Source organism: Streptomyces sp. NBC_01716 (genome assembly GCF_036248275.1).
In the GTDB taxonomy this organism is placed as follows: Bacteria; Actinomycetota; Actinomycetes; order Streptomycetales; family Streptomycetaceae; genus Streptomyces.
This window is the reverse complement of record NZ_CP109181.1, coordinates 659,011-680,880: the sequence shown is the minus strand read 5'-3', so window position 1 is coordinate 680,880 and position 21,870 is coordinate 659,011. Positions and strand designations below refer to the sequence as shown.

Genomic DNA, 21,870 nt, shown 5'->3' with positions numbered 1-21,870 from the left:
CGCCCTGACACGTCCCCCTGGACCAGCCGGCGGGACTCGCACGGGTCATCAGGGAGCTCACTCCCGGCGCGCTACGGCGATGAGTCCTGCCGTGGGCGGCAGTCTCTGTCTCCGACAGGCCACCAACCGCACTCAGGAGACCATCGTGACCGCGACCTACACATTCGACGTCTTCTCCAGCCTCGACGGCTTCGGCGCCGCCGGCGGCGACTGGACCGGCTACTGGGGCAAGCAGGGCCCCGAACTCCTCGACCGCCGCCTCGGCCTGTACGGCGAGGAGCAGCGGATGGTCTTCGGGGCCAACACCTACCGGCTGTTCGCGCGGATGCTGGCGGAGAGCACCGAGGAGTCCGAGGTACGTGACCCGTGGGTCACCCGGATGGTGAACACTCCGGCGACGGTGGTGTCGACCACTCTGGAAGGATCCCTCGACTGGCCGGACGCGACGCTCGTGAGCGGCGACGCCGTCGATGTCGTCGCGCGCCTCAAGGAGGAGTCCGCCGTACCGCTGCGCTCGCACGGCAGCCTGGCGATGAACAGGGCGCTGATGGCCGCCGGTCTGGTCGACCGCGTCCAGGTCACGCTCTACCCGGTGATCACCGGCCGGACCGGACTGGACCCGATCTTCCAGGGCGCGGCGGACTTCGACCTGGAGCTGATCGAACATCGGACGCTCGACAGCCACATCCAGGAACTGATCTACCGGCCCATCCTGCACGCCTGATTCCGTCCACGCACCCCGTCCACGCGCCCCGGCAGGCACCCCGTCCACGCACCCGGGCGCCCGTCACCTGCCGGGCCGGTACCTCCGCTCGACATGCCCCCTGAGGTCGTCGGGATAGAAGTAGACGGGCCGCAGATCGCCGCTCGCGTAGCGTTCGGCCTGGTCGTCGAAGTGCGGTGAGTCGGGGTGCCCGCTCACCCCGCCCGCCGTCACCGCCCAGGCGCGAAGCCGCGGCCCGAACTCCACCACCGCCACGAAACTGTTGCCGCTGGTGCCGTAGTAGCGCTTCGTACCCGGGTACGCCCTGGCCCCGAACGAGGCGAGGGAGCCCCAGCGTGCCGAGGCGAACGGGACGGGGATGCTCGGCTTGGCGTCGCTGAACTCCTGGACGACCGCACCGTTGTTGCGCTGGTAGCGGTTGATCTCGCCCCAGGGCACCCGCCAGTCGCCGAAGTTCCCGCGCAGCCGCCGCGTCGCCGTCTCCAGCGCGCCGAGCCGCTGCGCGTCGGTGGCGCGGCCGGCGATGTAGTCCCATCCCGACATCCCGGCCGCTGCCGCCGCCTGGGAGGTGAGCGCCCAGATGTCCTCACCCCAGAACACGGCCACCGATGTCGCCGTCGACCTCGCGGACCACCGGTGGTTCCAGTCGCGGAGCAGTCCGACCGGGCCGGCCAGCCTCGCCTTCCGCGCGTCGTGCTCCGGCAGTCGGTCCCACGCGGCGACGAGCCCCGGCAGCAGCCGCGCGAAGGCGGTGAGGTACGGGTCGAACGCCGCCTCGATCAGGGTCCGCGGGGTGAAGTCGTCGCGCGCGGTGAGCACCCGGATCGCCTGCGGACCGCGCGGGTTCTCGCCGGCCCGGTCGAAGTAGCGCGGATAGTCGGCCGCGTCGGGACTGTCCGCACCGGCGGCGGTCCAGGGCCAGTTGTTGGTGTTGAACGCCCAGCCGTTCTTGGGGTTCACCGCCCTCGGCATGCTGTCCAGGCTGTGCGTTCCGCGCCAGTCGGTCGCCGGGTCACTGCCGTCGACGGGCTTGAGATAGTTGAACCGATCGTCTCTCACCGGCATGAACTGCGGCATCAGGAAGGCTATTTCGCCCTTCGAGTCCGCGAAGAGCGTGTTGTTCGAGCTGTTCGCCTTCAGTCCCGCGACCTTCAGATACTGCGAGTAGTCGCGTGTCGTGGTGCGCAGGAAGCTCTGAGTGAGCGCCTCGACGGGCTTGTTCATCAGCGCGCACGCGATCCACTTGCCGTCCGCCTCCCGCACGACGGGGCCGTGGTGCGTGGCCAGTGTGGTGAAGTCGCGCTTCTCCTGCCCGCCCTCCGGGGTACGGAAGGACAAGGTGACCGTCTTGGCGGTGACGGGGCGCAGTTCGTCGCCGTAGCGGTAGGAACGGGTTCCGTCGGCCCCCGTCACGATCGTCTCGGCGAACTCGTCGATGTTGTCGACGCCACTCGTCGTGTGCATCCAGCCCGTGTGCGCGTTGAAGCCCTGGTAGATGAAGAACTGCCCCCACGTCGCGGCGCCGTAGACATCGAGCCCCTCGCGGCTCGTCACATGCTGCTCCGCGCGGAAGAAGAAACTGGTGTGCGGGTTGATCAGCAGCAGGGCGTGGCCGTCGCGCGTGTGGCTGGGCGCGATGGCGATGCCGTTCGACCCCGTGGGTTCGCGCAGCACCAATCCGCGTTCCTCGTCGGTGATCGGCACCTCCCGCCCCTCGTAGAAGGCTTCCAGCTGGGAGAGCGGCACCGACTCGATGTCGCCGCCGATGCTCCCCTCCGAGAAGCTCAGCGGCATCCACGGCTCGAACCGGTCGAGCACGCGCGGGCGCACGTCGGGGTGGGTGGCGAGGTAGTAGTTGAGTCCGTCGGCCCACGCCCGCATCAACCCGCGCAGCCACGCCGGGCACTTGGCGTAGTCCTTCTTCAGCGCCTCGGGATCGAGGAACAGCCGCTGACGCAGGTCCTGCCAGATGGCGCTCTCGCCCTCGGCCTCGGCGAGCCGCCCGAGGGCGACGAGGTAGTTCTGCTCGATTCGGTTGAAGTCGTCCTCCGCCTGGGCGTACATCATCCCGAACACCGCGTCGGCGTCGCTCTCGCCCATGACGTGCGCGACGCCCCAGTCGTCCCGCGTGATCGTCACCCGGGCGGCGTGTCCGCGCCAACGCGCCTCATCCGCCGGAGACGACGCCGATGCCGCGAACGCGGTGCCGGACGGCAGCCCCGCCGCGGCGACGGCCAGCCCGGCCGCTCCGCCCAGGACGCGGCGTCGGCTCACTTCGGTGGATCGCGGACGGCTCATGAGCGGCTCCTTCTTCCTTCGAGGATCAGGGGACCAGGTGATCTCCCGGACCCGCAAGGGAGTTCGGGTGATCACCCACGCGGACAGTCCTATCGAGTTGAACGCACCCTGACAAGAACCTCGCCGGCTCCCTCCGCGTGCTGCCGACGCGTCACGCCGTCCGTCACGCCGTCCGTCACGCGCCCGGTACGGGAGTGACCAGGGTGCCCTCGGTCATGAACTGCCGGAGGTTCCGGAAGGCGAGTTCCGCCATCGCCTCGCGCGTCTCGTGCGTACCACTGGCGATGTGCGGCAGGAGCACCACGGAGTCGAGTCCCATCAGGGCCTCCGGGACGCGCGGTTCGTCGGCGAAGACATCGAGGGCCGCCCCGGCGATCCCGCCCGCCACGAGGGCGGCGACCAGCGCCGGTTCGTCGATGACACTGCCCCGCGCGATATTGACCAGATAGCCCCGCGGCCCGAGCGCTTCGAGCACCTCGGCGGAGACCAGACCCCGCGTGCCGTCGCCCCCGGCGGCCGCGACCACGAGCACATCGGCCCCGGCGGCGAGGGCGTGCGGCGATTCGGCGTACCGGTACGGCACGTCGTCCGCGGCGGTACGCGAGTGGTAGCTCAGCTCGACGTCGAACCCTTCGAGCCGCCTCGCGATGGCGCGGCCGATCCGGCCGAGGCCGAGAATGCCGACGCGCTTTCCGCTGACCTTGGTGGTGAGGGGGAAGCCGCCCGGAACCCATTCACCACGACGTACGTAACGATCGGCGGCGGAGAGCCGGCGCATCACGTCGATCAGGGCGCCCACGGCGAGGTCCGCCACGCAATCAGTCAGCACGTCGGGGGTGTTGCTCACCTCGATCCCGCGCGCGTGGGCATAGGAGACGTCCGTCGTCTCGTAGCCGACACCGAAGTTGACGATCGCGCCGAGCCGGGGCAGCGCGTCCATGAGGTCGTGCGAGACCCCGGTCCGTGCCCGGGTCATGACCGCCACCACCTCGTCGCCGTGGTCCCGCAGATAGCCGGCGGGATCGGGCAACTCGGCCAGCCGCACCGTGCGGTGGTGCTCCGCGAGAGAGGACTCAAGTGAGGCGGGCAGCGGAGCGAGTTGAAGGACGGTTCCGTCGTGCGGGGCGGGGGAGACGGACCGCGGTGGCTCCGGGGCGTACAGCGTCATGGTGGTGCTCCAAGGTCGAGGGAACTGCGGGGAGCGTAAGTGCCTCAGGCCAACCTGTCGAACACGGGCCCGGATCGAAAACCGCCTGGACCCGCCCCAGTGGAGCCCGGCAGACTCGGCCGACCGGGGTCCGGAGCGTCGTGGAAACCCACCACGCGCGGTGGAGCGAAAGCGTCAATCCCATGTTCAGCGCGGTGCGGGAGCTCCACGCGACCGGTTCTGACGCTTCTGAGGGTCTCTTGTCACACCTCTTGACGGCCCCAGAGGGCGAGCCTACGGTTCCGTCTATAAATGCAAACTGCGTTCGCATTTATAGACAACTCCTGCTGGCTCCGCGCCTCCTGTAGTACCAACTCAGCCCATCGGAGAGACGATGCTGTCTTCCGTACGTCCGTCAGCCCTGCTTTCCGACCCGCACGACCCGCCTCATCCCTCGCGTCTTCCCCAGCCTCTTCCACGGCGGCCCGACCGCGGTAGAGGCGGTACCGCCCTCGTCGCCGGACTCGCCGCCGCGGGGCTGCTGTTCACCAGCGCGTGCACCGTCGCGAACAGCGACACCGGAGGCGACGTCGGCGCGGCCGGCGGCAACACCCTGCGCATCGTGCTCGACCAGGAGCCGCCGACCCTCGAACCCTGCGAGTCGTCACTCGCCTCGACCGGCGTCGTCGTCCGCTCCAACGTCACCGAACCGCTCATCGAGCGGGACCCCACCTCCGGTGAGCTCCGACCGCTGCTCGCGACAGGCTGGCGCCAGACGGCGCCCACCACCTGGAGTCTCGACACCCGACCCGGTGTCACCTTCCAGAACGGGCAGAAGTTCACCGCGAAGGACGCCGCGTTCTCCATCGACCGCGCCGTCAACTCCGATCTCGCCTGCAACGTGGACGGCTACGTCTTCGACGACTCCGGTGTCGACGTACGGGCCACGAGCGCCACCCGACTGACGGTCACCACCGCGAAGCCCGACCCGATCCTTCCCCTGCGGCTGAGCTTCATCGAGATCGTTCCGCACACGACCAGCACCGAGGCCAAGGTCAGAAAGCCGATAGGCACCGGCCCTTACGCCATCGGCGGCTGGCAGACCGGCGTGTCCATCACGCTCGACCGCAACGACACGTACTGGGGAGAAGCTCCCGCGTTCGCCCGCGCCCGCTACGTATGGCGGTCCGAACCGAGCGTACGCGCCGCGATGATCACCAAGGGCGAGGCCGACATCGCGACCGCCCTCGACCCGAAGGACGCCACCGAGGAGAACTCGGTCGCCTATCCGAACAACGAGACCACGGCGCTACGGCTCGACGGACGCGAGGCCCCGCTCGACGACATCCGGGTCCGCAAGGCGATCGACATGGCCATCGACCGGCAGGCCATCTCCAAGACCCTCTTCGGCGAACTCGGCACGCCCGCCGCGCAACTCGTCCCCAGGGGCGTGGTGGGATTCAACGGCGACCTCACCCCGACCGTGCCCGACCTCAAGGCCGCCCGTGCCCTCGTGAAGGCGGCGAAGGCCGACGGCGTACCGGTCGACCGGAAGATCACCCTGGTCGCGCGCAACGGGCAGTTCCCCCGCGTCGCCGAGACGGCCGAGGCGCTCCAGTACCAGATGGCCCAGGTGGGGCTGAACGTCAAGATCCTGATGACCGACACTGCCGCGCACCTCCAGTACCAACTACGGCCCCTCCCCGAGAACGTCGGCCCGATCGCGCTGCTGATCATGCACGGCAACCAGGCGGGCGACGCGGCGTTCACCGCCAGCCAGTACCTGCTCAGCGAAAGCCCCCAATCGACCTTCGGGACACCCGAGTTGGACCGGCGGGTCGCGGCGGCGACCGCCCTGTCCGGCGAGAAGCGCCAGAAAGCGTTCGCCGAGGTCATCGCGTACCAGAACAAGGCCGTCGCGCAGTACGTCCATCTCGCGCACATGCGCGGACTGCTTGGTCTGGCGTCGTCGGTGCGCTACAAACCGAACTCCGCCACCGGCGACGAACTGCGACTGGCGGAGGTCGCCCCCGCCGAGGGAAAGGGCCGATGAGATGACGACCTTCCTGCGTAAACGGATCATATCGAGCGCGATCCCCCTGGTCTTCGTGGTGTTCGGCGTCTTCTGCCTGGCCCGGCTGACCGGCAACCCGGTCAACCTCTATCTGCCGCTGAGCGCGACACCCGACCAACGCGCCGCGTTCTCCGCCGCGCACGGCTTCGACCAGTCGATCGGCGCCCAACTCCTGGACTACCTCGGCCAGGTGGTGCGGCTCGACTTCGGTACGTCGCTGCGCACCGGGCAGTCGGCCGCCGACATGGCGCTCACCGCGTTCCCCGCCACGCTCCAACTCGCGGCCGTCACCATGGTGATCGCCGCGCTGGGCGCCGTCCTGATCGGGAGCATCGCCGCGTACCGGCCCAACTCCGTCGCCGACCGGATCGCCAGCTTCCTGGCGATGGCCGCGGCCAGCATCCCGGACTTCTGGTTCGCCATCACCGGAGTACTGATCTTCGGCGTCAACCTGGCCCTGCTGCCCACCTCCGGCGTCTCCGGCGGGCCGGAGGTTTGGGTGCTGCCCATCGCCACCCTGCTGATCCGCCCGTTCGGTGTTCTGGTCCAGGTGGTGCGGGGAGCCATGGTGGCCGCGCTGTCCGCGCCGTACGTCAAGGTGGCCCGCGGCAAGGGCGCGAGCGAGAAGCGCGTGGTGTTCGGGCACGCGCTGCGCAACGCGACCACGCCCGCCCTGACCGTCGCGGGCGACCTCACGATCGGCCTCGTCAACGGCGCGGTGGTTGTCGAGACGATCTTCGGCTGGCCGGGCATCGGCAAGCTCATGATCGACTCGATTCTCCAGCGGGACTTCGCCGTACTCCAGGCGGCCGTCCTGCTGACGGCCCTGACGATCTTCGCCCTGAACATCCTCATCGACGTCTGCTACGCGCTGCTCGACCCGCGCGTACGGCAGCCCGTACCGGCGTGAGCGAAGGAGCCACCATGACCGCCAACGTCACCGCCACCGCCGGCCCGCCGACCGGTACCGCCGCCACGCCCCACACCCGCCCACCACGCTGGTGGACCCTGCTCGGCAAGGACCGGGTCGCGGCCGTCGCCGCCGTACTGCTCGGGCTGGTGTTCCTGGTCGCGCTGTTCGGCCCCCTGGTCATCGGCGACCACGCCGGGCGCCAGAACCTGGACGCCTCACTGCGCCCGCCCTCCTTCGACCACGGCTTCTACGGACTGCTCGGCACGGACGTGCTCGGCCGCAGCGTGCTGGCGCGGCTCGTCGAGGCCGCCGCGACGACGCTGTCCGTCGCGCTGCCGGCGGTGGTGTGCTCACTGGTGATCGGTTCCGCGATCGGTATGTGGGCCAGCTACCGCGGCGGTTGGCGGGAGAACGCCGCGATGCGGGTCGCGGACGTGATCCTCAGCTTCCCCTCCCTGCTGCTCGCGGTCGTCGTGCTCTACGTCTTCGCGCCCAGCGCCACGAACATCGTGCTGATCCTCGCGCTCGCCCGGATCCCGGTCTATCTGCGGACCGCGCGCGCCGAGGGCGCCGAACTCAGGAGCCGTCTCTTCGTCGACGCGGCACGGACGTTCGGCGCGGGCACCTGGCCGACCATCTACCGGCACATCCTGCCGATCGCCCTGCCGACCCTGCTCACGGTCGCCACGCTCGACTTCTGCTTCGTCATGCTGACCGAGTCGTCACTGAGCTTCCTCGGCATCGGCATTCAGCCGCCGGAGATCAGCTGGGGACTGATGGTCGCCCAGGGGCGTCAGTATCTGCAGACGGCCTGGTGGATCGCGATACTGCCCGGACTCGCCATCGTTCTGACCACCGTGTCGGCCACGGTGCTGGCCGCGTGGGTACGGCTCGCCACCGACCCGGCGCAGCGCTGGCGCCTGACGCTGCCGAGGAAGAAGCGTCAGCGGCCGGCCGCGAGCGACGGTACGGAGCCGTCGGCCGCACGTACGGCGAAGACGCCCGAGACGCCCGAGACATCCGATGCACCCGGCGCGACCGGGGCGGCCCGGCCCGGACCCGCGGTCGCCGACGACGACGGAAGCCGCCGGGCGCTGGAGGTCGAGGGACTCAGCGTCGACCTGCGTACGCCCTCCGGCACCGTACGCGCCCTGGACTCCGTCAGCTTCACTCTGGACAAGGGACGCACCCTCGCGCTGCTCGGCGAGTCCGGCTGCGGCAAGTCGATGACCGCGCAGACGATCGCCGGCCTGCTGGAACCCGTCGCCGACGTGGCCGGCGGAGCGGTCCGGGTCGGTGGCACCGACGTACTGCGCCTCGGCGGCGCCGCGCGCAAACGGCTCGCCGGACCCGTGCTGTCACTGGTCTTCCAGGACGCGCTCACCGCGATGAATCCCGTCCAGACCGTGGGCAGACAGCTCGGCGAGCCGTTCCGTATCCATCGCGGTCTCTCCCGGCGCCAGGCGAGGGAGAAGGCGATCGAGCTCATGGAGACCGTCGGCATCCCCGAGCCCCGCGCCCGCGCGCGTTCCTACCCGCACCAGTTCTCCGGCGGCATGCGCCAGAGGCTGCTCATCGCGATGGCCGTCGCGCTCGGTCCCGACGTACTGATAGCCGACGAGCCGACGACCGCCCTCGACGTCACCGTCCAGGCGCAGATCATGCGGTTGCTCCGGGATCTCCAGGCCGAGCGTGACATGGCGGTCCTGCTGATCACCCATGACCTCGCCGTCGTCTCCGAACGCGCCGACGACGTCGCCGTCATGTACGCGGGCAACGTGGTGGAGACCGGCCCGGTGCGTGAGGTGTTCGCGAATCCACGCCACCCCTACACGAAGGGCCTGCTCGACTCCGTACCGGAACACGCCGAGCGGGGCGGCCCGTTGCCCGCCGTGCCCGGCAGCCCGCCCGAGCTGAGCGCGGTGCCGGCGGGATGCGTCTTCCAGGAGCGGTGCCCGCTGGCCAGGGAACGCTGCGCGGAGGTACGTCCCCCTCTCCTGACCGACGACGAGGCGGGCCGCGCGGTCGCCTGCCACTTCTCCGAGGAGCTCACCCGTGTCTGAGAAGAACACCTCCGGGACGACCGCCCCGGGCCGGCCGGACAGCGGCCGGACGTCCGGGCCGCTGCTGGAAGTCACCGGCGTGACCAAGTCGTTCAAGGTCCCGCGCAATGCCGCGGGCCACAACAGACTGACCGCGCTGGACGGCGTCGATCTGCGCCTCGGCCGGGGCGAGACGCTCGGCGTGGTGGGCGAGTCCGGCTGCGGCAAGTCCACCCTCGCCCGGGTCCTGCTCCTGCTGGAGCGGCCGGACTCGGGGACCGTACGCTTCGACGGGACCGACCCGTTCGCCCTGCGAAAGAAGGAACTGCTGGCCTGGCGCCGCCGGGTGCAGATGGTGTTCCAGGACCCCTTCGCCTCACTCAACGCCCGGATGTCGGCCGCCGACATCATCGGCGAGCCGTGGCGCACCCACCGGGACGTGGCACCCACCGCGCGGGCGCGCGAGACCCGCGTACGCGAACTGCTCGACCTCGTCGGGCTACGGGCGGCCGACGCCTTCCGATACCCCAACGAATTCTCCGGCGGCCAGCGCCAACGGCTGGGCATCGCACGCGCGTTGGCCCTCGATCCCGATCTGATCGTGTGCGACGAACCTGTCTCGGCGCTGGACCTGTCGGTGCAGGCACAGGTGCTCAATCTCCTTTCCGACCTCCAGCAACGGCTCGACGTCTCCTACGTGTTCATTTCCCACGACCTGTCGGTGGTCCGGCATGTCGCGGACCGGGTGTCCGTGATGTACCTCGGCAAGGTCATCGAACACGGCCCCACCGAGGAGGTCTTCGACCGCCCCGTGCACCCTTACACCGCCGCGCTCATGTCGGCGGCTCCGGCGCTGGATGTCTCCGGTGCCGCGCCACGCGCCGACCGCATTCTGCTGAGCGGGGAGATTCCCTCGCCGCTCGACCCGCCGTCGGGCTGCCGGTTCCGTACCCGCTGCTGGCAGGCGGCCGACCGGTGCGCGGAGGACGCCCCACCGGTTCGCGCGCGTGACGGCGCGGCGGTTGGTACGCGGCTTGCGGGCGGACGCCCGGGGGCGGGTCCGGAGCGGCACGAGGGGCTGTGCCACTTCCCGCTGAGCGCCGAGCCGTTGAGCATCGGGTCCGCGGGCGGCGGCGGGGGAGCGGCGGCCGGCACCGCGTCGGCGGACAGGTGAGCCTGCCGGTATTCGCCCTGCTCTGTGCGGTCGTTCTGATCGGCACCGTGTTCCAGGTGTCGATCGGATTCGGCCTCGGGCTGCTCGCCGCTCCCGTGATCGCGCTGGTCGCGCCCGCGCTCGTGCCCGTGGTGCTGTTGCTCTCCACCGCCGTCACGGGCTCGGTCCTGCTGCTGGACCGCGCGCATGTGAACCTCCGGGGAGCGGGTTGGGCGCTGCTCGGCCGGGTGCCGGGCGTGATCGCGGGCGCGGCACTGGTGGCCCTGCTGCCCGCGCGGTGGCTGGCGCTCTGTGTCGCCGGTGTGGTCGTGGTGGGTGTCGTCGCGAGCGTGCGCGGCTTCCGGCCGACGCCGACCCGGCGTGCCGTGGTGCTGGCGGGGATGGCGTCCGGGCTGATGGGTACGGCGACCTCCATCGGAGGCCCCCCGATGGCGCTGGTCTGGCAGCGTATGAAGGGGCCGGAGCTGCGCTCCACGATGAGCGGGTTCTTCCTGGCCGGTTCGCTGATGAGCCTGGTCGCGCTCGCGGCCGTGGGCGCGGTGCACACCGACAGTCTGCGCCACACGGTCCTGCTGACTCCCGCCGCGGCCTGCGGCGTACTGCTGGCGCGCCCTCTGTCCGACAAGCTGAACGTGGGGCGGGCCAGAGCGGTCGCGACGGTGCTGGCGCTGGCCGGAGCCGTACTGCTGACGGTGCGTCAGTTCGTCTGATCGCGGGGCCTGTCGGCCGACCTGCCGTGGCAGCGGCCGGCCGATCGCCGGACCGGCCGGCCGTGAGCCGCGAGTACGCGGGCTCAGCGCCCGCCGCGCACCACGTTCGTCAGCGGCTCGCCCCTGGAGAGCCGGCCGATGTTGTCGGCGATCTCCCGCGCCCTGTTGGCGAAGGTCTCCTGGGTGTGACCGGAGTGGTGAGGCGTCATCACGACGTTGTCGAGCGTATGGAACGGGCGGGTGTAGCCGTGCGCACCGGTGCCGTCCTTGGGATGGCTCCACCACACGTCCAGCCCCGCGCCGCCGATCCGCCGCGCGGCCAGCGCGTCGAACAGCGCGTCCTCCTGGACGAGGGGACCGCGCGCCACGTTGATGAGCAGGGCGTCCGGGCGCATCCTCGCGAGCTGCGCGGCTCCGATCAGTCCGGTCGTCGCCGCCGACAGCGGCACGGTCAGGACGACGACGTCCGAGCCCGCCAGCAGGTCGTCCAGCCCGTCCTCACCGTCCACCCGGTCCAGCCGCAGGTCACCTGGGACCGGCGCCCGCGGATCGCGTCGCACGGCACGGGCCCGCATGCCCAGCGCGGTCGCCGCCCGCACCACCTGCCCGCCGATCTCGCCCAGTCCGACGACTCCGACCGTACGGCCCGTGAGCGTCGTGCCCAGGGTGACGCCGGGATCCACGGCGACCGATTCCCAGGTCCCCTCACGCATCAGCCGGTCCGCGCGCGGCACCCGGCGGGAGAGCATCAGCGTGGTCATCACCACGTGTTCCGCGATGGAAGGGCCGTGATGGAAGGTGTTGCACACGACGGTCGCGGGAGGCAGCGCGTCGATCGCGATCCGGTCGTAGCCCGCGCCGGTGACATGCACCAGCCGCAGCCGGCGGGCGGCCTGGGCCGCGGGGGCGGTCAGCCGGGAGGCCACCAGCACGTCGGCGGTGGGCAGCCGCCGTACGACATCGGCGTCCGGCAGGTCCGCGAGGAACTCCCAGTCGTGACCGTCCGTGCCGCCGCGGGTCAGCTCGTCGGAGAACCGGGTGAGGATGGGGTCGGTCAGGGCGATCCTCATGACGCCTCCCGCCCGGCCGTCCGGCCCGCGGTCCTCCGGGGCGCGGCGGGCTCCGCGGTCACCATCGCGGCGCGGTCGGGTCGAAGGCCGGTTCGGTGGTACGGCGGTAGTACCCGGTGTCGTCGCGCTGACGTATGCCGCACGCGAGGTACTGCTCGTGCAGCCTGGCCAGGGCGTCGCGGTCGAGTTCGACCCCCAGCCCCGGTGCGGTCGGTACCGCCACCGATCCGTTCCGGAAGGTCAGCGCACCGGGCACGACGACGTCCTCGTCGGGACTCTTCCACGGCCAGTGCGTGTCGCACGTGTAGGTGAGGTTGGGTGTGCTCGCGGCGAGATGGGTCATTGCCGCGAGGCTGATGCCCAGATGCGAGTTGGAGTGCATCGAAAGACCGAGCCCGAAGGTGTCGCAGATACCGGCGAGCGAGCGGGAGCGGCCCAGACCGCCCCAGAAATGGTGGTCGGAGAGGATCACCTGCACCGCGTCCTGCGCGACGGCGGGCTTGACCTGGTCGAAGGCGACCACACACATGTTGGTCGCGAGCGGCATCGGAACCTCACGCGCGACCCTGGCCATCCCCTCGATCCCGGTGGTCGGGTCCTCCAGGTACTCGATCACTCCGGCGAGTTCCTTGCCGACCCGGATCGAAGTCTCCACGCTCCAGGCGGCGTTGGGGTCGATACGCAGCGGGTGATCGGGAAAGGCCGCGCGCAGCGCCTTGATCGCCTCGATCTCCTCCTCGGGCGGACACACGCCGCCCTTGAGCTTGATCGCGGTGAAGCCGTACGCGTCGATCATCCGCCGTGCCTGCGCGACCAGTTGGTCCGGATCGAGGGCGGCCCCCCACTCGTCCGGCTCGGCCCCCGGATGCCCCGCCCACTTGTAGAAGAGGTACGCGCTGTAGTCGACACGATCCCGGACGGCTCCGCCCAGCAGGTCGCTCACCGGCCGCCCGAGCGCCTTGCCCTGGATGTCGAGACACGCCACCTCGAACGGCGACAGCACCCGGTCGACGGTTCTGCTGCCGGTGACCATCCCGCTCATGCCGTGCCCGCCCGTTCCGGTGTCGGCGGCCAGAGCCACCGCGATCCGGCGGGCGATCTCCTGAACGTGCCATACGTCGACCCCGGTCAGTTCGGCCGCCGCGAGCCGCAGCCGTTCAAGATGAGCCAGGTCACCGTAGGTCTCACCGAGCCCGAGCAACCCGGACTCGGTGACGACCTCGACAATGGCGCGCAGCGCGAACGGCTCATGGACACCAACGGTGTTGAGCAGCGGCGGATCACGGAACGCGACGGGCGTGATCCGCACCTCCTGGATCCGGTGCGGCTCGTTGATCGCGTAGATCTCGTTGACCAGTGGATCGCGCACCCTGAGACCTCCAGTGGATACGACGGGGGGAGCCGTCGGTGTGCGAGGGATCGCGGCAGCAGCCTAACTCTCAACTGTCCACATGTGTAGACGCCGACCACAAATGGAAACTGGATCCTCATGGCCGCACTGACGCGCCCGATCACGGGCCGAGGACACGGTTCCCGGATCTCCCAGGTCTGCGGCATCGGCGAGGAGCGGATTCGCGTTGCACGGTCGACTGTCCGTCAAGCCGTTGATCGAAGAGGGAATGCGATGAAGATTCTGGTGGTCGGCGCGGGTGCCGTAGGCGGGTTCGTGGGTGGGCGGCTGGTGCGGGCCGGGCGGGAGGTGGACTTCCTCGTCCGGGCCCGACGGGCCGCTGAGCTGCGTGAGCGGGGGCTGCGCATCGTTGAGGGCACGCAGGTCGAGTCCATCGAGGTCAGCTGTGTCGGCGCCGGGGGTCTGGCCGGGCCGTACGGCCTCATCCTGCTCGCCGTCAAGCCCGCCGCCCTGCCCTCGGTCATGGGCGACATCGCGCCCGGCGTCGGGAAGGGGACGGCGCTCGTGCCGTTCCTCAACGGGATGGCGCACGTGGACGCGCTCACCGAGCGGTTCGGCGGTGCGGTTCTCGGGGGCGTACTGAAAGTCGTCACGCAGCTCGACCCGAACGGCGACATCCGCCAGTTCGCCCCGGGCGGCCGGATCCAGGTCGGTGAACTCGACGGTTCGGCTTCCGACCGGGTCACGGCGGTGACGGAGGCCCTGTCCGCACCGGACTTCACCGTGACGGTGCCCGAGGACATCGTCGACGCGATGTGGTCGAAGTGGGTGATGATCGCGACGATCGGCGCGGTCACCTCGCTGGTGCGGGGCACGGTCGGTGCGGCCGTCGCCGCGAAGGACGGCGCGGGCTTCGCGGCGGGGACCCTTGATGAGGCGGCCTCTGTCGCCGCGGCGGCGGGACATCCGCTGGGCGAGGACGAACTCAAGGGACTCCGGGCACTGGTGACCGCCGCGGAGTCGCCGACGACCTCGTCGCTGTCGCGCGAACTCGTCGCGGGCCGGCCGACCGAGGTCGAGAATGTCCTCGGAGACCTGATCGACCGGGCCCATGGCTTCAGCCTCGCGGTGCCCCGCCTGCAGGCTGCGGCCCTGACCCTGCGGGCTCACAACGCCCGGGTGGCCGAGGCTCGTTAGCCGTGAACGGGCGCTACGGAGGTGCGACAGCACCGTGGCGCCGCAGGAGGGAGCGTTCTTCGATCCGTACGAGCTGTGTGTGCCGGGGTAGGGCGTGTTTTAGAAGTAGCGTCGTCCGCCCACTGGGCGGGGCCCACGGCGTCTGGTGCGTGCGATCGCAAGGCGGAGGATCAGCCTCGTAGATGGGCCGGACGTACTTGGATGACTCCGACAACGCGGCGAGCGTGCGTGCCAGGCGTCGTGGGCCAGACGGGACTTCTCAAACACGCCCTAGGGGCCGGTGTGCTGATGATCAGTCCTTGAGTGCGCGCGCCATCCCATCGAGCTCTTCGAGGAGCCGGCTCAGACGTTCGCCGGGAATCGTCTTGATCATGCGGGCCTCGATGGCGTAGACGGCTCCCTGCGCCGCGTTCAGCCGGCGGCGCCCTTCGTCGGTGAGAGAGGCGGGGCGGGCGCGGCCTGCCTCGACAGTGGCGGGCCGGGTGAGCAGCCCGGCGTCTTGGAGTCCGCGCAGGACCACGTTCATCGACTGGCGGGTGACGAAGGTGGCGCGGGCGAGTTCCGCGTTGGACAGGCCGGGACGTGCGGCGAGAACCTCCAGACAGGCGTACTGCGGGACGGTCAGCCCGTGCTCGCGCAGGGCCTGGTCCATGGCACCGCGCAGGGCGGCGTGGGCGCGCTTGAGGCGATACCCCAGGTGGTCGAGCACATCCTCGGCAGGGTGAGGCGGGGTGGCCTGCGGATGAGAACTGTCCTTCATGCCCATATTTTGACACCTCAGGGGTCGGGGTCTAACGTCGAGTATGTCAAAGTCCTGACATTGAACAAGGAGAACAGCATGCCCGTCAGCATCGATGGCCCTGACTTCATCGCCCTGCAGGTCCGTGACTTGCAGGCGGCCGCCGAGTACTGCGAGAGGAACCTCGGCCTGACCCGTAACCCCGCCTCGCCTCCCGGCGCGGTCGTCTTCGACACCAAGCCGGTCCCGCTCGCCGTACGCGACCCGCTGCCCGGTACCGACCTGGACGCCGGCCGCCCCGGCCTCGGCGTCGCTCTGTGGTTCTCCACACCCGACACCCAGGCCTTCCACGAGCAGCTCACCGCGAACGGCGTCAAGATCCTCACCCCGATCACGGACAGCCCCTTCGGCCCGATGTTCTCCTTCGCCGGACCCGAGGGTTACGTCCTGACCGTCCACCAGGCGCGCTGACCGTGCCCGCCGCCTCCTTCACGCCCAAGGGCCCCTTCTCGCTGGCCGCATCGACCCGGTTCCTGGAGGGCTTCACCCCCGCCTCCTACGACCAAGCCCCCGACGGAGTGCTCCGGCTGGCCTTCCCCGCCGACGACGGCGAGTCCGTCATCGGATGCGCGCTGCGGCAGAAGGAGGCGGCGGCCGGCGCCGCCGGAACCGTCCACGCCGAATACACCCTCCACGCCGACGGCAAGGCCACCGAGCCCGCCGCCGGCACCACCGCAGAAGCCGCGCGGACCCAGATCGCTCGCATCCTCTCCCTCGACGTCGACGCCACCGGCTTCTCCGCCCTCGCGGGTACTGACCCGGTGGTCGCCGGCCTCCAGGCGGAGTTCCCGGGCCTGCGACCGGTGCTGTTCCACTCCCCGTACGAGGCCGCCGCCTGGACGATCATCGGCAACCGCATCCGCAGGACCCAGGCCGCCCGCATCAAGGCCCGCCTCGCCGAGGAACACGGCCAGGCCGTCCACGTCGCAGGCCGGCGGATGCACGCCTTCCCCGCCCCGGCCCGGCTGCGGCGCATCAACGACATCCCCGGTCTGACGGATATCAAGACCGAGCGCCTGCACAGCCTCGCCGACGCGGCCCTCGACGGACGGCTCGACGCCACCCAACTCCGGGACCAGCCCGCCGAGTTCGCCCTCGCCGACCTCAAGGAACTGCCCGGCATCGGCCCGTTCTCCGCCGAGCTGATCCTCATCCGGGGCGCCGGACACCCCGATGTCTTCCCCCGAGCCGAGCCCCGCGTCCACAAGGCCACGGCCGCGGCATACGGTCTCGACGCCACCGAGGCCGACGACACCACCCGGCTCGCCGCGATCGCCGGCTCCTGGCGCCCCTACCGCAGCTGGGTCGCCTTTCTTCTGCGCGTCCGTGCACAGGATCAGGTCGCCTCCGGGGGATAGGCCCGGACGCCTGGCCGAAGCCCGGTAGCCGTGGACGGCGGACCGCGACTTGCGCGCGGTCCGCCGCCGGGGTGCTACGGAAGTGCTAGAGCACCGTGGCGCCGTAGACGCTCAGGGCCTCCGTCACGGGCTGGTAGAACGTGGTGCCGCCGGAGGAGCAGTTGCCGCTGCCGCCGGAGGTGAGGCCGAGTGCCGTGTTGCCGGAGAAGAGCGAGCCGCCGCTGTCGCCGGGCTCGGCACAGACGTTGGTCTGGATCATGCCGTACACGATGCCGCTGGCACCGTAGTTGACCGTGGCGTTGAGGCCGGTGACCGTACCGCCGCGCAGCCCGGTGGTGCTGCCGCTGCGCTGCACGGACTGGCCGACGGACGCGTTGCCGGCCGACGTGATGTCCCGGTACGTGCCGTTGTACAGGTAGACACGACCGTCGGCCGCCGCCGCGTTGGAGTGGCGGATGATGCCGTAGTCGTTGGTCGGGAAGCTGGTGCCGGTGCGCGTGCCGATGGACCAGCTGGCGCCGATGTTGGTGCAGTGACCGGCGGTCAGCGCGTGGGCCACGCCGCCGACCGACACGTTGAAGCCGAGCGAACAGCGGCTGCCGCTGGTGGTGATGGCTTCGCCGCCGGCGATCAGCGGGCTGAACTTGCCGTTGGTGCGCTTGATCGTCAGTTCGGCCTTGGAGTCCGCCAACGCGCCCTTGACCTCGGCCAGTTCGGCCTTCGACACGGTGCTGTCGACGGTCACGACGATCTTTCCGGTGCTCGCGTCGGTGTACCAGGCGGTGCCGGCGACGTCCGCTTCGAGCACGGCGGAGTCGGCGGCGGCGAGCTGCGAGGCGGTCGCCTTGGCCTCGGGGGCCGGGGCGGCGACGGCCGAGGGGGTCGCGAGCGCGACGGCGGCCACCAGACCGGACGTCACTGCGAGGAGCCGCGCCCGTCTCGACGTACCGCTGAGGGGGGAGAAGCGCTTGAAGATCACGAGATCCTCCGTAGGCATGGGGGATGGACGGCCCACCGGTGGGCGGGCGGTCGGTGCGTGCAGGTCCGGTACCGGCGGTAGCTGGACGTGGACCTGTCAAGCTGCGCGGTGGAATCGTTGACGGCTACGGCTCCGGATACAAGGCCGACTTCCGGTCCCCAGGCGGAGAATCGCTCTGCGTGCCGGCGGGGGCGCTCCCGGCCCCGCGCCGGGCGCACGCCCCGCGCTTCGCCTTTGCTGCGCAACGTGTGCGCGCCCCCGGGCTTCTGCGTCCCGTGCGGAGAACACCCGTGGCGGGCGGCGGGTTTGAGCCTGTTTGCAGTCTCTTTGCGAAAGGTTACGACAGGTCATATCGCGAACACGCCTGGTTTCCCGCTCGCTTCGCCGCCCGGTAAAGCTGTTGTGTACTGAGTCTGTTGGGGCTTCTGCGGCGTACGGTACGGCTTCCGCGACTGCGGAATGTGCGTGGCTTTCCGGTGAATTTCCCGGGCATCCGAGATGGCCGAATCTTTGACTCCGCATCCCGGGAACCGTCGTTTCGAGGCCCGAATACGTCCGGAGACGCGCTCTTGCGAAGGGTTACGGGGGTGTGCCTCGTGCCGACGGCGAACCGGTCGGTGCCCATCGCCTGTTTGGTGTCGCCGGCCGGCTCGTCCATGACCCGCATCTGTCCGCCGCGACCATGAACTCCGACGGCTGCGGCCCGTCGCCCCGTTCCAGCCCGACGAGGTGCCCGGCGGACCCTCCGCTCCCGATCATCGCGCCGAAGGCTCCCGATTTGCGATTGTGACCGATCGGTTCCGGACGGGAGCCGCCGAAACTTTCGTCCGCGCAGCCCCTGTGCCGCCCCCGTCGAGCGGCGGTGAGCGCTCGCTGACGGCGTGTGACGGGGGGTGGTAGGCGGCTGTGGCCTCGGCGTTCATGTGGTCGGGCTCAAATAAACCTACGGCGCGGTGAATTATCCGGCGCGGCGCAACCGTCGCGTCATTATTTAGTTCAGAACGAAAAAACTTCGCTTTGCCAGAAGGGCTGAATTTCTCGCCATGGCTGGCTGGATTCAGACCCCTGTTGGATTGTGACGCAGGCCACATTGCTGACCCGTCATCAGGTCCCAAAGTGGGTCACTCGGTACGGGAGTTGGGCGGAATGGATCATTCAAGTGGCGAGATATCGATGCCATCGCATTGCCTCGCTATTACTCGTACTTGACCTTCATCTGTCGATTTTCATAGCCTCCGGGTCGTGCTCCCGCCGCTTACAGCGGTGCGTCAGTTCCTCAAACCAAATTGACGGGGGATCGTATGTACGACGTGATCGTTGTGGGTGGACGCTGCGCCGGGTCACCGGTGGCGATGCTGCTGGCACGAGAGGGGCACCGGGTTCTTGTGGTGGACCGGGCCTCGTTCCCCAGCGACGCCGTCTCGACGCACTACATCCACCAGGCCGGACTGCTCAAGCTCCAGGGATGGGGTCTGCTCGACGAGATCATCGGGGCCAAGACCCCGGCGCTCCGGAAGATGAACTACTCCTACCGGGGCATAGAACTCAACGGTTTCGCCGACCCGGTGGACGGCATCGACGCCGTCTACTGCCCGCGCCGCACCGTGCTGGACGAGATCCTCATCAATGCCTCCCGCCGCGCCGGCGCCGAGGTGATCGAAGGGTTCACCGTCTCCGACCTGGTCTTCACCGACGGCCGCGTGACGGGCATCCGAGGACGCGAAGGGGACGGCCAGGAGCGGGAGTTCCGCGCCACCGTCGTCATCGGCGCCGACGGCTTCCACTCCACGGTCGCCAAGAAGGTCGGCGCGGAGCTCTACAACGTGCGCCCCGCCGCCGGCTTCATCTACTACTCGTACTACACCGGTCTCGACTGGGGCCTGCACCACAAGACCGGCTTCAACGAGAAGTGGTTCGGCACCTGGCCGACGAACGACGACGTGAGCATGCTCGCCGTCATCTGCACCAAGCGCCACCTCAAGGAGTTCCGCAAGGACGTCGAGACCGGCTTCCAGGCCGTGTTCGACGACGTATCGCCGGAGATGGGCGCGCAGCTGCGCGAGCAGGGCAGGCGCGAGGAGCCCTTCAAGCCCATGCGCTACCCGGACAACTACTACCGCCGCGCCCACGGCCCCGGCTGGGCACTGGTCGGCGATGCCGGCTACCACAAGGACCCCTACACCGGCTGGGGCATCACCGACGCCTTCGCACACGGTGAACTCCTCGCCGAGCGCGTCCACCAGGGCCTGGCCGGCGAGCGGCCGATGGAAGAGGCGCTGGCCGAGTACAACAAGCTGCGCGACGAGGAGAGCGCGGGCGTCTACGACTTCACGACGACGCTCGGCGAACTCACCGAACTGCCGCCGTTCTTCGAGGCGACGATGTCCGCGATGAGCGCCAGCCAGGAGTGGACCAACAAGATGCTCGGCCTCATCGGCGGAGTCGTACCGGACTACGAGGTCTACGCGCCGGACGCCCTCGAACGTCTCTACGACGCCGCGGGCGTGCCGGAGGAGAAGCGGATCTACGACCCGGCCGGATGACGGGCCGACGGGGGCCGGCCGCACCAGCCCCGGCCAGGGGCTCACCAGGCCGACCGGCCTGTGCCGGGCGTGCCGCCCGTCCCTGATGCTTCGTCAGCTCCAGCCCGTCGGCCGGGCAGCCCTCGCGCCTCACCCGCGCCGACCCGGCCCGGCTTCCCCGTAATCACTCGTCATGCGGTAACCACCGTTGCCGGGGTCCGCCGCGGCTTTCCGCGGGCCCCGGCGTTATGGGTGTTCCCGCACGGCATTCCATGCGCTTGACCCTCTGAGGGAGACCAGCAGATGACGCGCGCGTCCAGCATGTTCGATCTCATCAGTGACCAGGGCGACGACAGGCCGTACTTCGAGACGGGCGGCATCGGCAGGTCGCACGGGTTCTACACCGGCGAGGAGCAGTACCGCCGGGAGATGTCCCGCATCTACGGCCGGCGCTGGCTCCCGGTGGACCATGTCTCCCGGCTGAAGGACAAGGGCGCCTACACCACGCTGAACATCGGCACCGGATCCGTACTGATCATCCACGGGGACGACGGGATCCAGGCATACCACAACTACTGCCGGCACCGGGGCTACAAACTCGTGGAGGAGGCGACCGGCAAGCGCCAGAGCCTGGTCTGCCTCTACCACTGCTGGGTGTACGACCGGAACGGCAAGCTCAAGAGCCTCAACGGCACCTACTTCGACCACTTCTTCGAGAAGGAGAAGAACGGTCTGCTGCCCGTGCGGACCGAGATCCGGTTCGGGGTCGTCTTCATCGCCCTGTCCGACGACGCCCCCGATCTCGACGCCTCACTCGGCGAGTTCGGCGAGTTCGCGCGCGTCTACGAACTCGCCGACCTGCAATGCGTCGAGGCGAAGGACTACCCGGTCGCCTCCAACTGGAAGCTCGTCGCGCACAACGTCAACGAGAGCCTGCACTTCCCCACGGCCCACAAGGACCTGCACCGCATCACCGACTTCGACGACGCGGGCACCTACGACCTCAAGGGCGACATCGTCGGCGCCTGGCAGGGCATCCGGAACGCCTACAACTCCGTCTCCATGACGGGACGCAGCGCCCGCACACCGATGGAGCTGGTCCCCGAAGCCGACCGGCAGAAGATCAACTGGATCACGATCCTGCCCAATCTGCTGTTCGGGTTCACCGCCGACTACGTGATGATGCAGTGGGTCTGGCCCGAGAGCCCCGGCACCTGTTTCGTCCGGCACTTCTGGCTCTTCCACCCCTCCGAGACCGCCAAGAGCGACTTCTCCCACGAGGCGGTGTTCGCCCTGTGGGACAAGGCGAACTACGAGGACTGGGAGATGTGCGAGCGCACGCACCGCGGCCTGTCGAACCCGCTCTGGACACCCGGACAGCTCTCGCTCGACGAGGAGGTCGTCTCGCAGATCGACTCCTGGGTCCTCGCCGAGACGGCACAGGGCCCCGACACCACCGCGAACGCCGGGAACGGCGCGCACACCTCCGAGACCGGAAAGGCCACGGGGTGA

General features: G+C 69.7%; 17 protein-coding genes. 11 read left to right on the top strand and 6 right to left on the bottom strand.

The annotated features are described in order from the left end of the window. Positions 1 to 145: 145 nt before the first annotated feature. A complete protein-coding gene (locus tag OIE74_RS02890; RefSeq protein ID WP_329378053.1) occupies positions 146 to 724 on the top strand; it encodes a dihydrofolate reductase family protein in 579 nt (192 codons plus the stop codon). A 63-nt stretch (positions 725 to 787) separates the two neighbouring features. On the opposite strand, the gene OIE74_RS02885 is transcribed toward OIE74_RS02890, so the two are convergent. Continuing rightward, a complete protein-coding gene (locus OIE74_RS02885) occupies positions 788 to 3,022 on the bottom strand; it encodes a penicillin acylase family protein (protein ID WP_329378051.1) in 2,235 nt (744 codons plus the stop codon). Between the two features lie 175 nt (positions 3,023 to 3,197). Further along, positions 3,198 to 4,190 carry a 2-hydroxyacid dehydrogenase gene (locus OIE74_RS02880; protein ID WP_329378049.1) on the bottom strand — a complete coding sequence of 331 codons (993 nt, stop codon included), beginning with the start codon at positions 4,188 to 4,190 and terminating at the stop codon, positions 3,198 to 3,200. A 373-nt stretch (positions 4,191 to 4,563) separates the two neighbouring features. Here OIE74_RS02880 and OIE74_RS02875 point away from each other — a divergent pair, with 373 nt between their 5' ends. From OIE74_RS02875 to OIE74_RS02855, 5 genes are read left to right on the top strand one after another with little or no spacing between them, the layout of a single operon-like run. Beyond that, entirely contained in the window at positions 4,564 to 6,222 is a 1,659-nt protein-coding gene (locus OIE74_RS02875; RefSeq protein ID WP_329378047.1) for an ABC transporter substrate-binding protein, read from the top strand. A 1-nt stretch (position 6,223) separates the two neighbouring features. Continuing rightward, a complete protein-coding gene (locus tag OIE74_RS02870; RefSeq protein ID WP_329378045.1) occupies positions 6,224 to 7,153 on the top strand; it encodes an ABC transporter permease in 930 nt (309 codons plus the stop codon). 14 nt (positions 7,154 to 7,167) lie between these two features. After that, on the top strand, positions 7,168 to 9,219 hold the full coding sequence (locus OIE74_RS02865) for a dipeptide/oligopeptide/nickel ABC transporter permease/ATP-binding protein (RefSeq protein ID WP_329378044.1): 2,052 nt from the start codon (positions 7,168 to 7,170) through the stop codon (positions 9,217 to 9,219). Then, positions 9,212 to 10,372, top strand: coding sequence for an ABC transporter ATP-binding protein (locus OIE74_RS02860; protein ID WP_329378042.1), 1,161 nt, complete (start codon positions 9,212 to 9,214; stop codon positions 10,370 to 10,372). Before OIE74_RS02865 ends, OIE74_RS02860 begins: the two co-directional genes overlap by 8 nt. After that, positions 10,369 to 11,082: a sulfite exporter TauE/SafE family protein gene (locus tag OIE74_RS02855; protein ID WP_329378039.1), complete on the top strand. Its 714-nt coding sequence runs from the start codon at positions 10,369 to 10,371 to the stop codon at positions 11,080 to 11,082. The genes OIE74_RS02860 and OIE74_RS02855 overlap by 4 nt, the downstream gene beginning before the upstream one ends. An 83-nt stretch (positions 11,083 to 11,165) precedes the next feature. Here the strand turns inward: OIE74_RS02855 and OIE74_RS02850 are convergent, their stop codons facing one another. Together OIE74_RS02850 and OIE74_RS02845 are read right to left on the bottom strand one after the other, a co-directional pair. Continuing rightward, positions 11,166 to 12,152 (bottom strand): 2-hydroxyacid dehydrogenase, encoded by a 987-nt coding sequence (locus tag OIE74_RS02850; protein ID WP_329378038.1) that lies wholly within the window; start codon positions 12,150 to 12,152, stop codon positions 11,166 to 11,168. Between the two features lie 58 nt (positions 12,153 to 12,210). Next, positions 12,211 to 13,488, bottom strand: coding sequence for a glucarate dehydratase family protein (locus OIE74_RS02845; RefSeq protein WP_329392148.1), 1,278 nt, complete (start codon positions 13,486 to 13,488; stop codon positions 12,211 to 12,213). 288 nt (positions 13,489 to 13,776) lie between these two features. On the opposite strand from OIE74_RS02845, the gene OIE74_RS02840 reads away from it, so the two are divergent. Next, positions 13,777 to 14,700, top strand: coding sequence for a 2-dehydropantoate 2-reductase (locus tag OIE74_RS02840; RefSeq protein WP_329378036.1), 924 nt, complete (start codon positions 13,777 to 13,779; stop codon positions 14,698 to 14,700). Between the two features lie 292 nt (positions 14,701 to 14,992). Here the strand turns inward: OIE74_RS02840 and OIE74_RS02835 are convergent, their stop codons facing one another. After that, positions 14,993 to 15,460 (bottom strand): MarR family winged helix-turn-helix transcriptional regulator, encoded by a 468-nt coding sequence (locus OIE74_RS02835; RefSeq protein WP_329378034.1) that lies wholly within the window; start codon positions 15,458 to 15,460, stop codon positions 14,993 to 14,995. A 78-nt stretch (positions 15,461 to 15,538) separates the two neighbouring features. Here OIE74_RS02835 and OIE74_RS02830 point away from each other — a divergent pair, with 78 nt between their 5' ends. Both OIE74_RS02830 and OIE74_RS02825 read left to right on the top strand, forming a co-directional pair. After that, positions 15,539 to 15,910 (top strand): VOC family protein, encoded by a 372-nt coding sequence (locus tag OIE74_RS02830; RefSeq protein WP_329378032.1) that lies wholly within the window; start codon positions 15,539 to 15,541, stop codon positions 15,908 to 15,910. Between the two features lie 2 nt (positions 15,911 to 15,912). Continuing rightward, positions 15,913 to 16,857, top strand: a complete 945-nt coding sequence (locus OIE74_RS02825) for a DNA-3-methyladenine glycosylase family protein (protein WP_329378031.1) — start codon at positions 15,913 to 15,915, stop codon at positions 16,855 to 16,857. A gap of 85 nt (positions 16,858 to 16,942) precedes the next feature. On the opposite strand, the gene OIE74_RS02820 is transcribed toward OIE74_RS02825, so the two are convergent. Beyond that, positions 16,943 to 17,836, bottom strand: coding sequence for a S1 family peptidase (locus OIE74_RS02820; protein ID WP_329378029.1), 894 nt, complete (start codon positions 17,834 to 17,836; stop codon positions 16,943 to 16,945). A gap of 1,301 nt (positions 17,837 to 19,137) precedes the next feature. Here OIE74_RS02820 and OIE74_RS02815 point away from each other — a divergent pair. Together OIE74_RS02815 and OIE74_RS02810 are read left to right on the top strand one after the other, a co-directional pair. Beyond that, a complete protein-coding gene (locus OIE74_RS02815) occupies positions 19,138 to 20,379 on the top strand; it encodes an NAD(P)/FAD-dependent oxidoreductase (RefSeq protein ID WP_329378026.1) in 1,242 nt (413 codons plus the stop codon). Between the two features lie 282 nt (positions 20,380 to 20,661). Continuing rightward, the gene (locus OIE74_RS02810; RefSeq protein WP_329378024.1) at positions 20,662 to 21,870 is read left to right on the top strand and encodes an aromatic ring-hydroxylating oxygenase subunit alpha; all 1,209 of its coding nucleotides are present in this window, start codon (positions 20,662 to 20,664) and stop codon (positions 21,868 to 21,870) included.

Bases quoted from the DNA above. Each gene is read 5' to 3' on its own strand.
- OIE74_RS02885 (WP_329378051.1), bottom strand. From the start codon at position 3,022: ATGAGCCGTCCGCGATCCACCGAAGTGAGCCGACGCCGCGTCCTGGGC.
- OIE74_RS02880 (WP_329378049.1), bottom strand. From the start codon at position 4,190: ATGACGCTGTACGCCCCGGAGCCACCGCGGTCCGTCTCCCCCGCCCCG.
- OIE74_RS02875 (WP_329378047.1), top strand. From the start codon at position 4,564: ATGCTGTCTTCCGTACGTCCGTCAGCCCTGCTTTCCGACCCGCACGAC.
- OIE74_RS02870 (WP_329378045.1), top strand. From the start codon at position 6,224: ATGACGACCTTCCTGCGTAAACGGATCATATCGAGCGCGATCCCCCTG.
- OIE74_RS02865 (WP_329378044.1), top strand. From the start codon at position 7,168: ATGACCGCCAACGTCACCGCCACCGCCGGCCCGCCGACCGGTACCGCC.
- OIE74_RS02850 (WP_329378038.1), bottom strand. From the start codon at position 12,152: ATGAGGATCGCCCTGACCGACCCCATCCTCACCCGGTTCTCCGACGAG.
- OIE74_RS02840 (WP_329378036.1), top strand. From the start codon at position 13,777: ATGAAGATTCTGGTGGTCGGCGCGGGTGCCGTAGGCGGGTTCGTGGGT.
- OIE74_RS02835 (WP_329378034.1), bottom strand. From the start codon at position 15,460: ATGAAGGACAGTTCTCATCCGCAGGCCACCCCGCCTCACCCTGCCGAG.
- OIE74_RS02830 (WP_329378032.1), top strand. From the start codon at position 15,539: ATGCCCGTCAGCATCGATGGCCCTGACTTCATCGCCCTGCAGGTCCGT.
- OIE74_RS02815 (WP_329378026.1), top strand. From the start codon at position 19,138: ATGTACGACGTGATCGTTGTGGGTGGACGCTGCGCCGGGTCACCGGTG.
- OIE74_RS02810 (WP_329378024.1), top strand. From the start codon at position 20,662: ATGACGCGCGCGTCCAGCATGTTCGATCTCATCAGTGACCAGGGCGAC.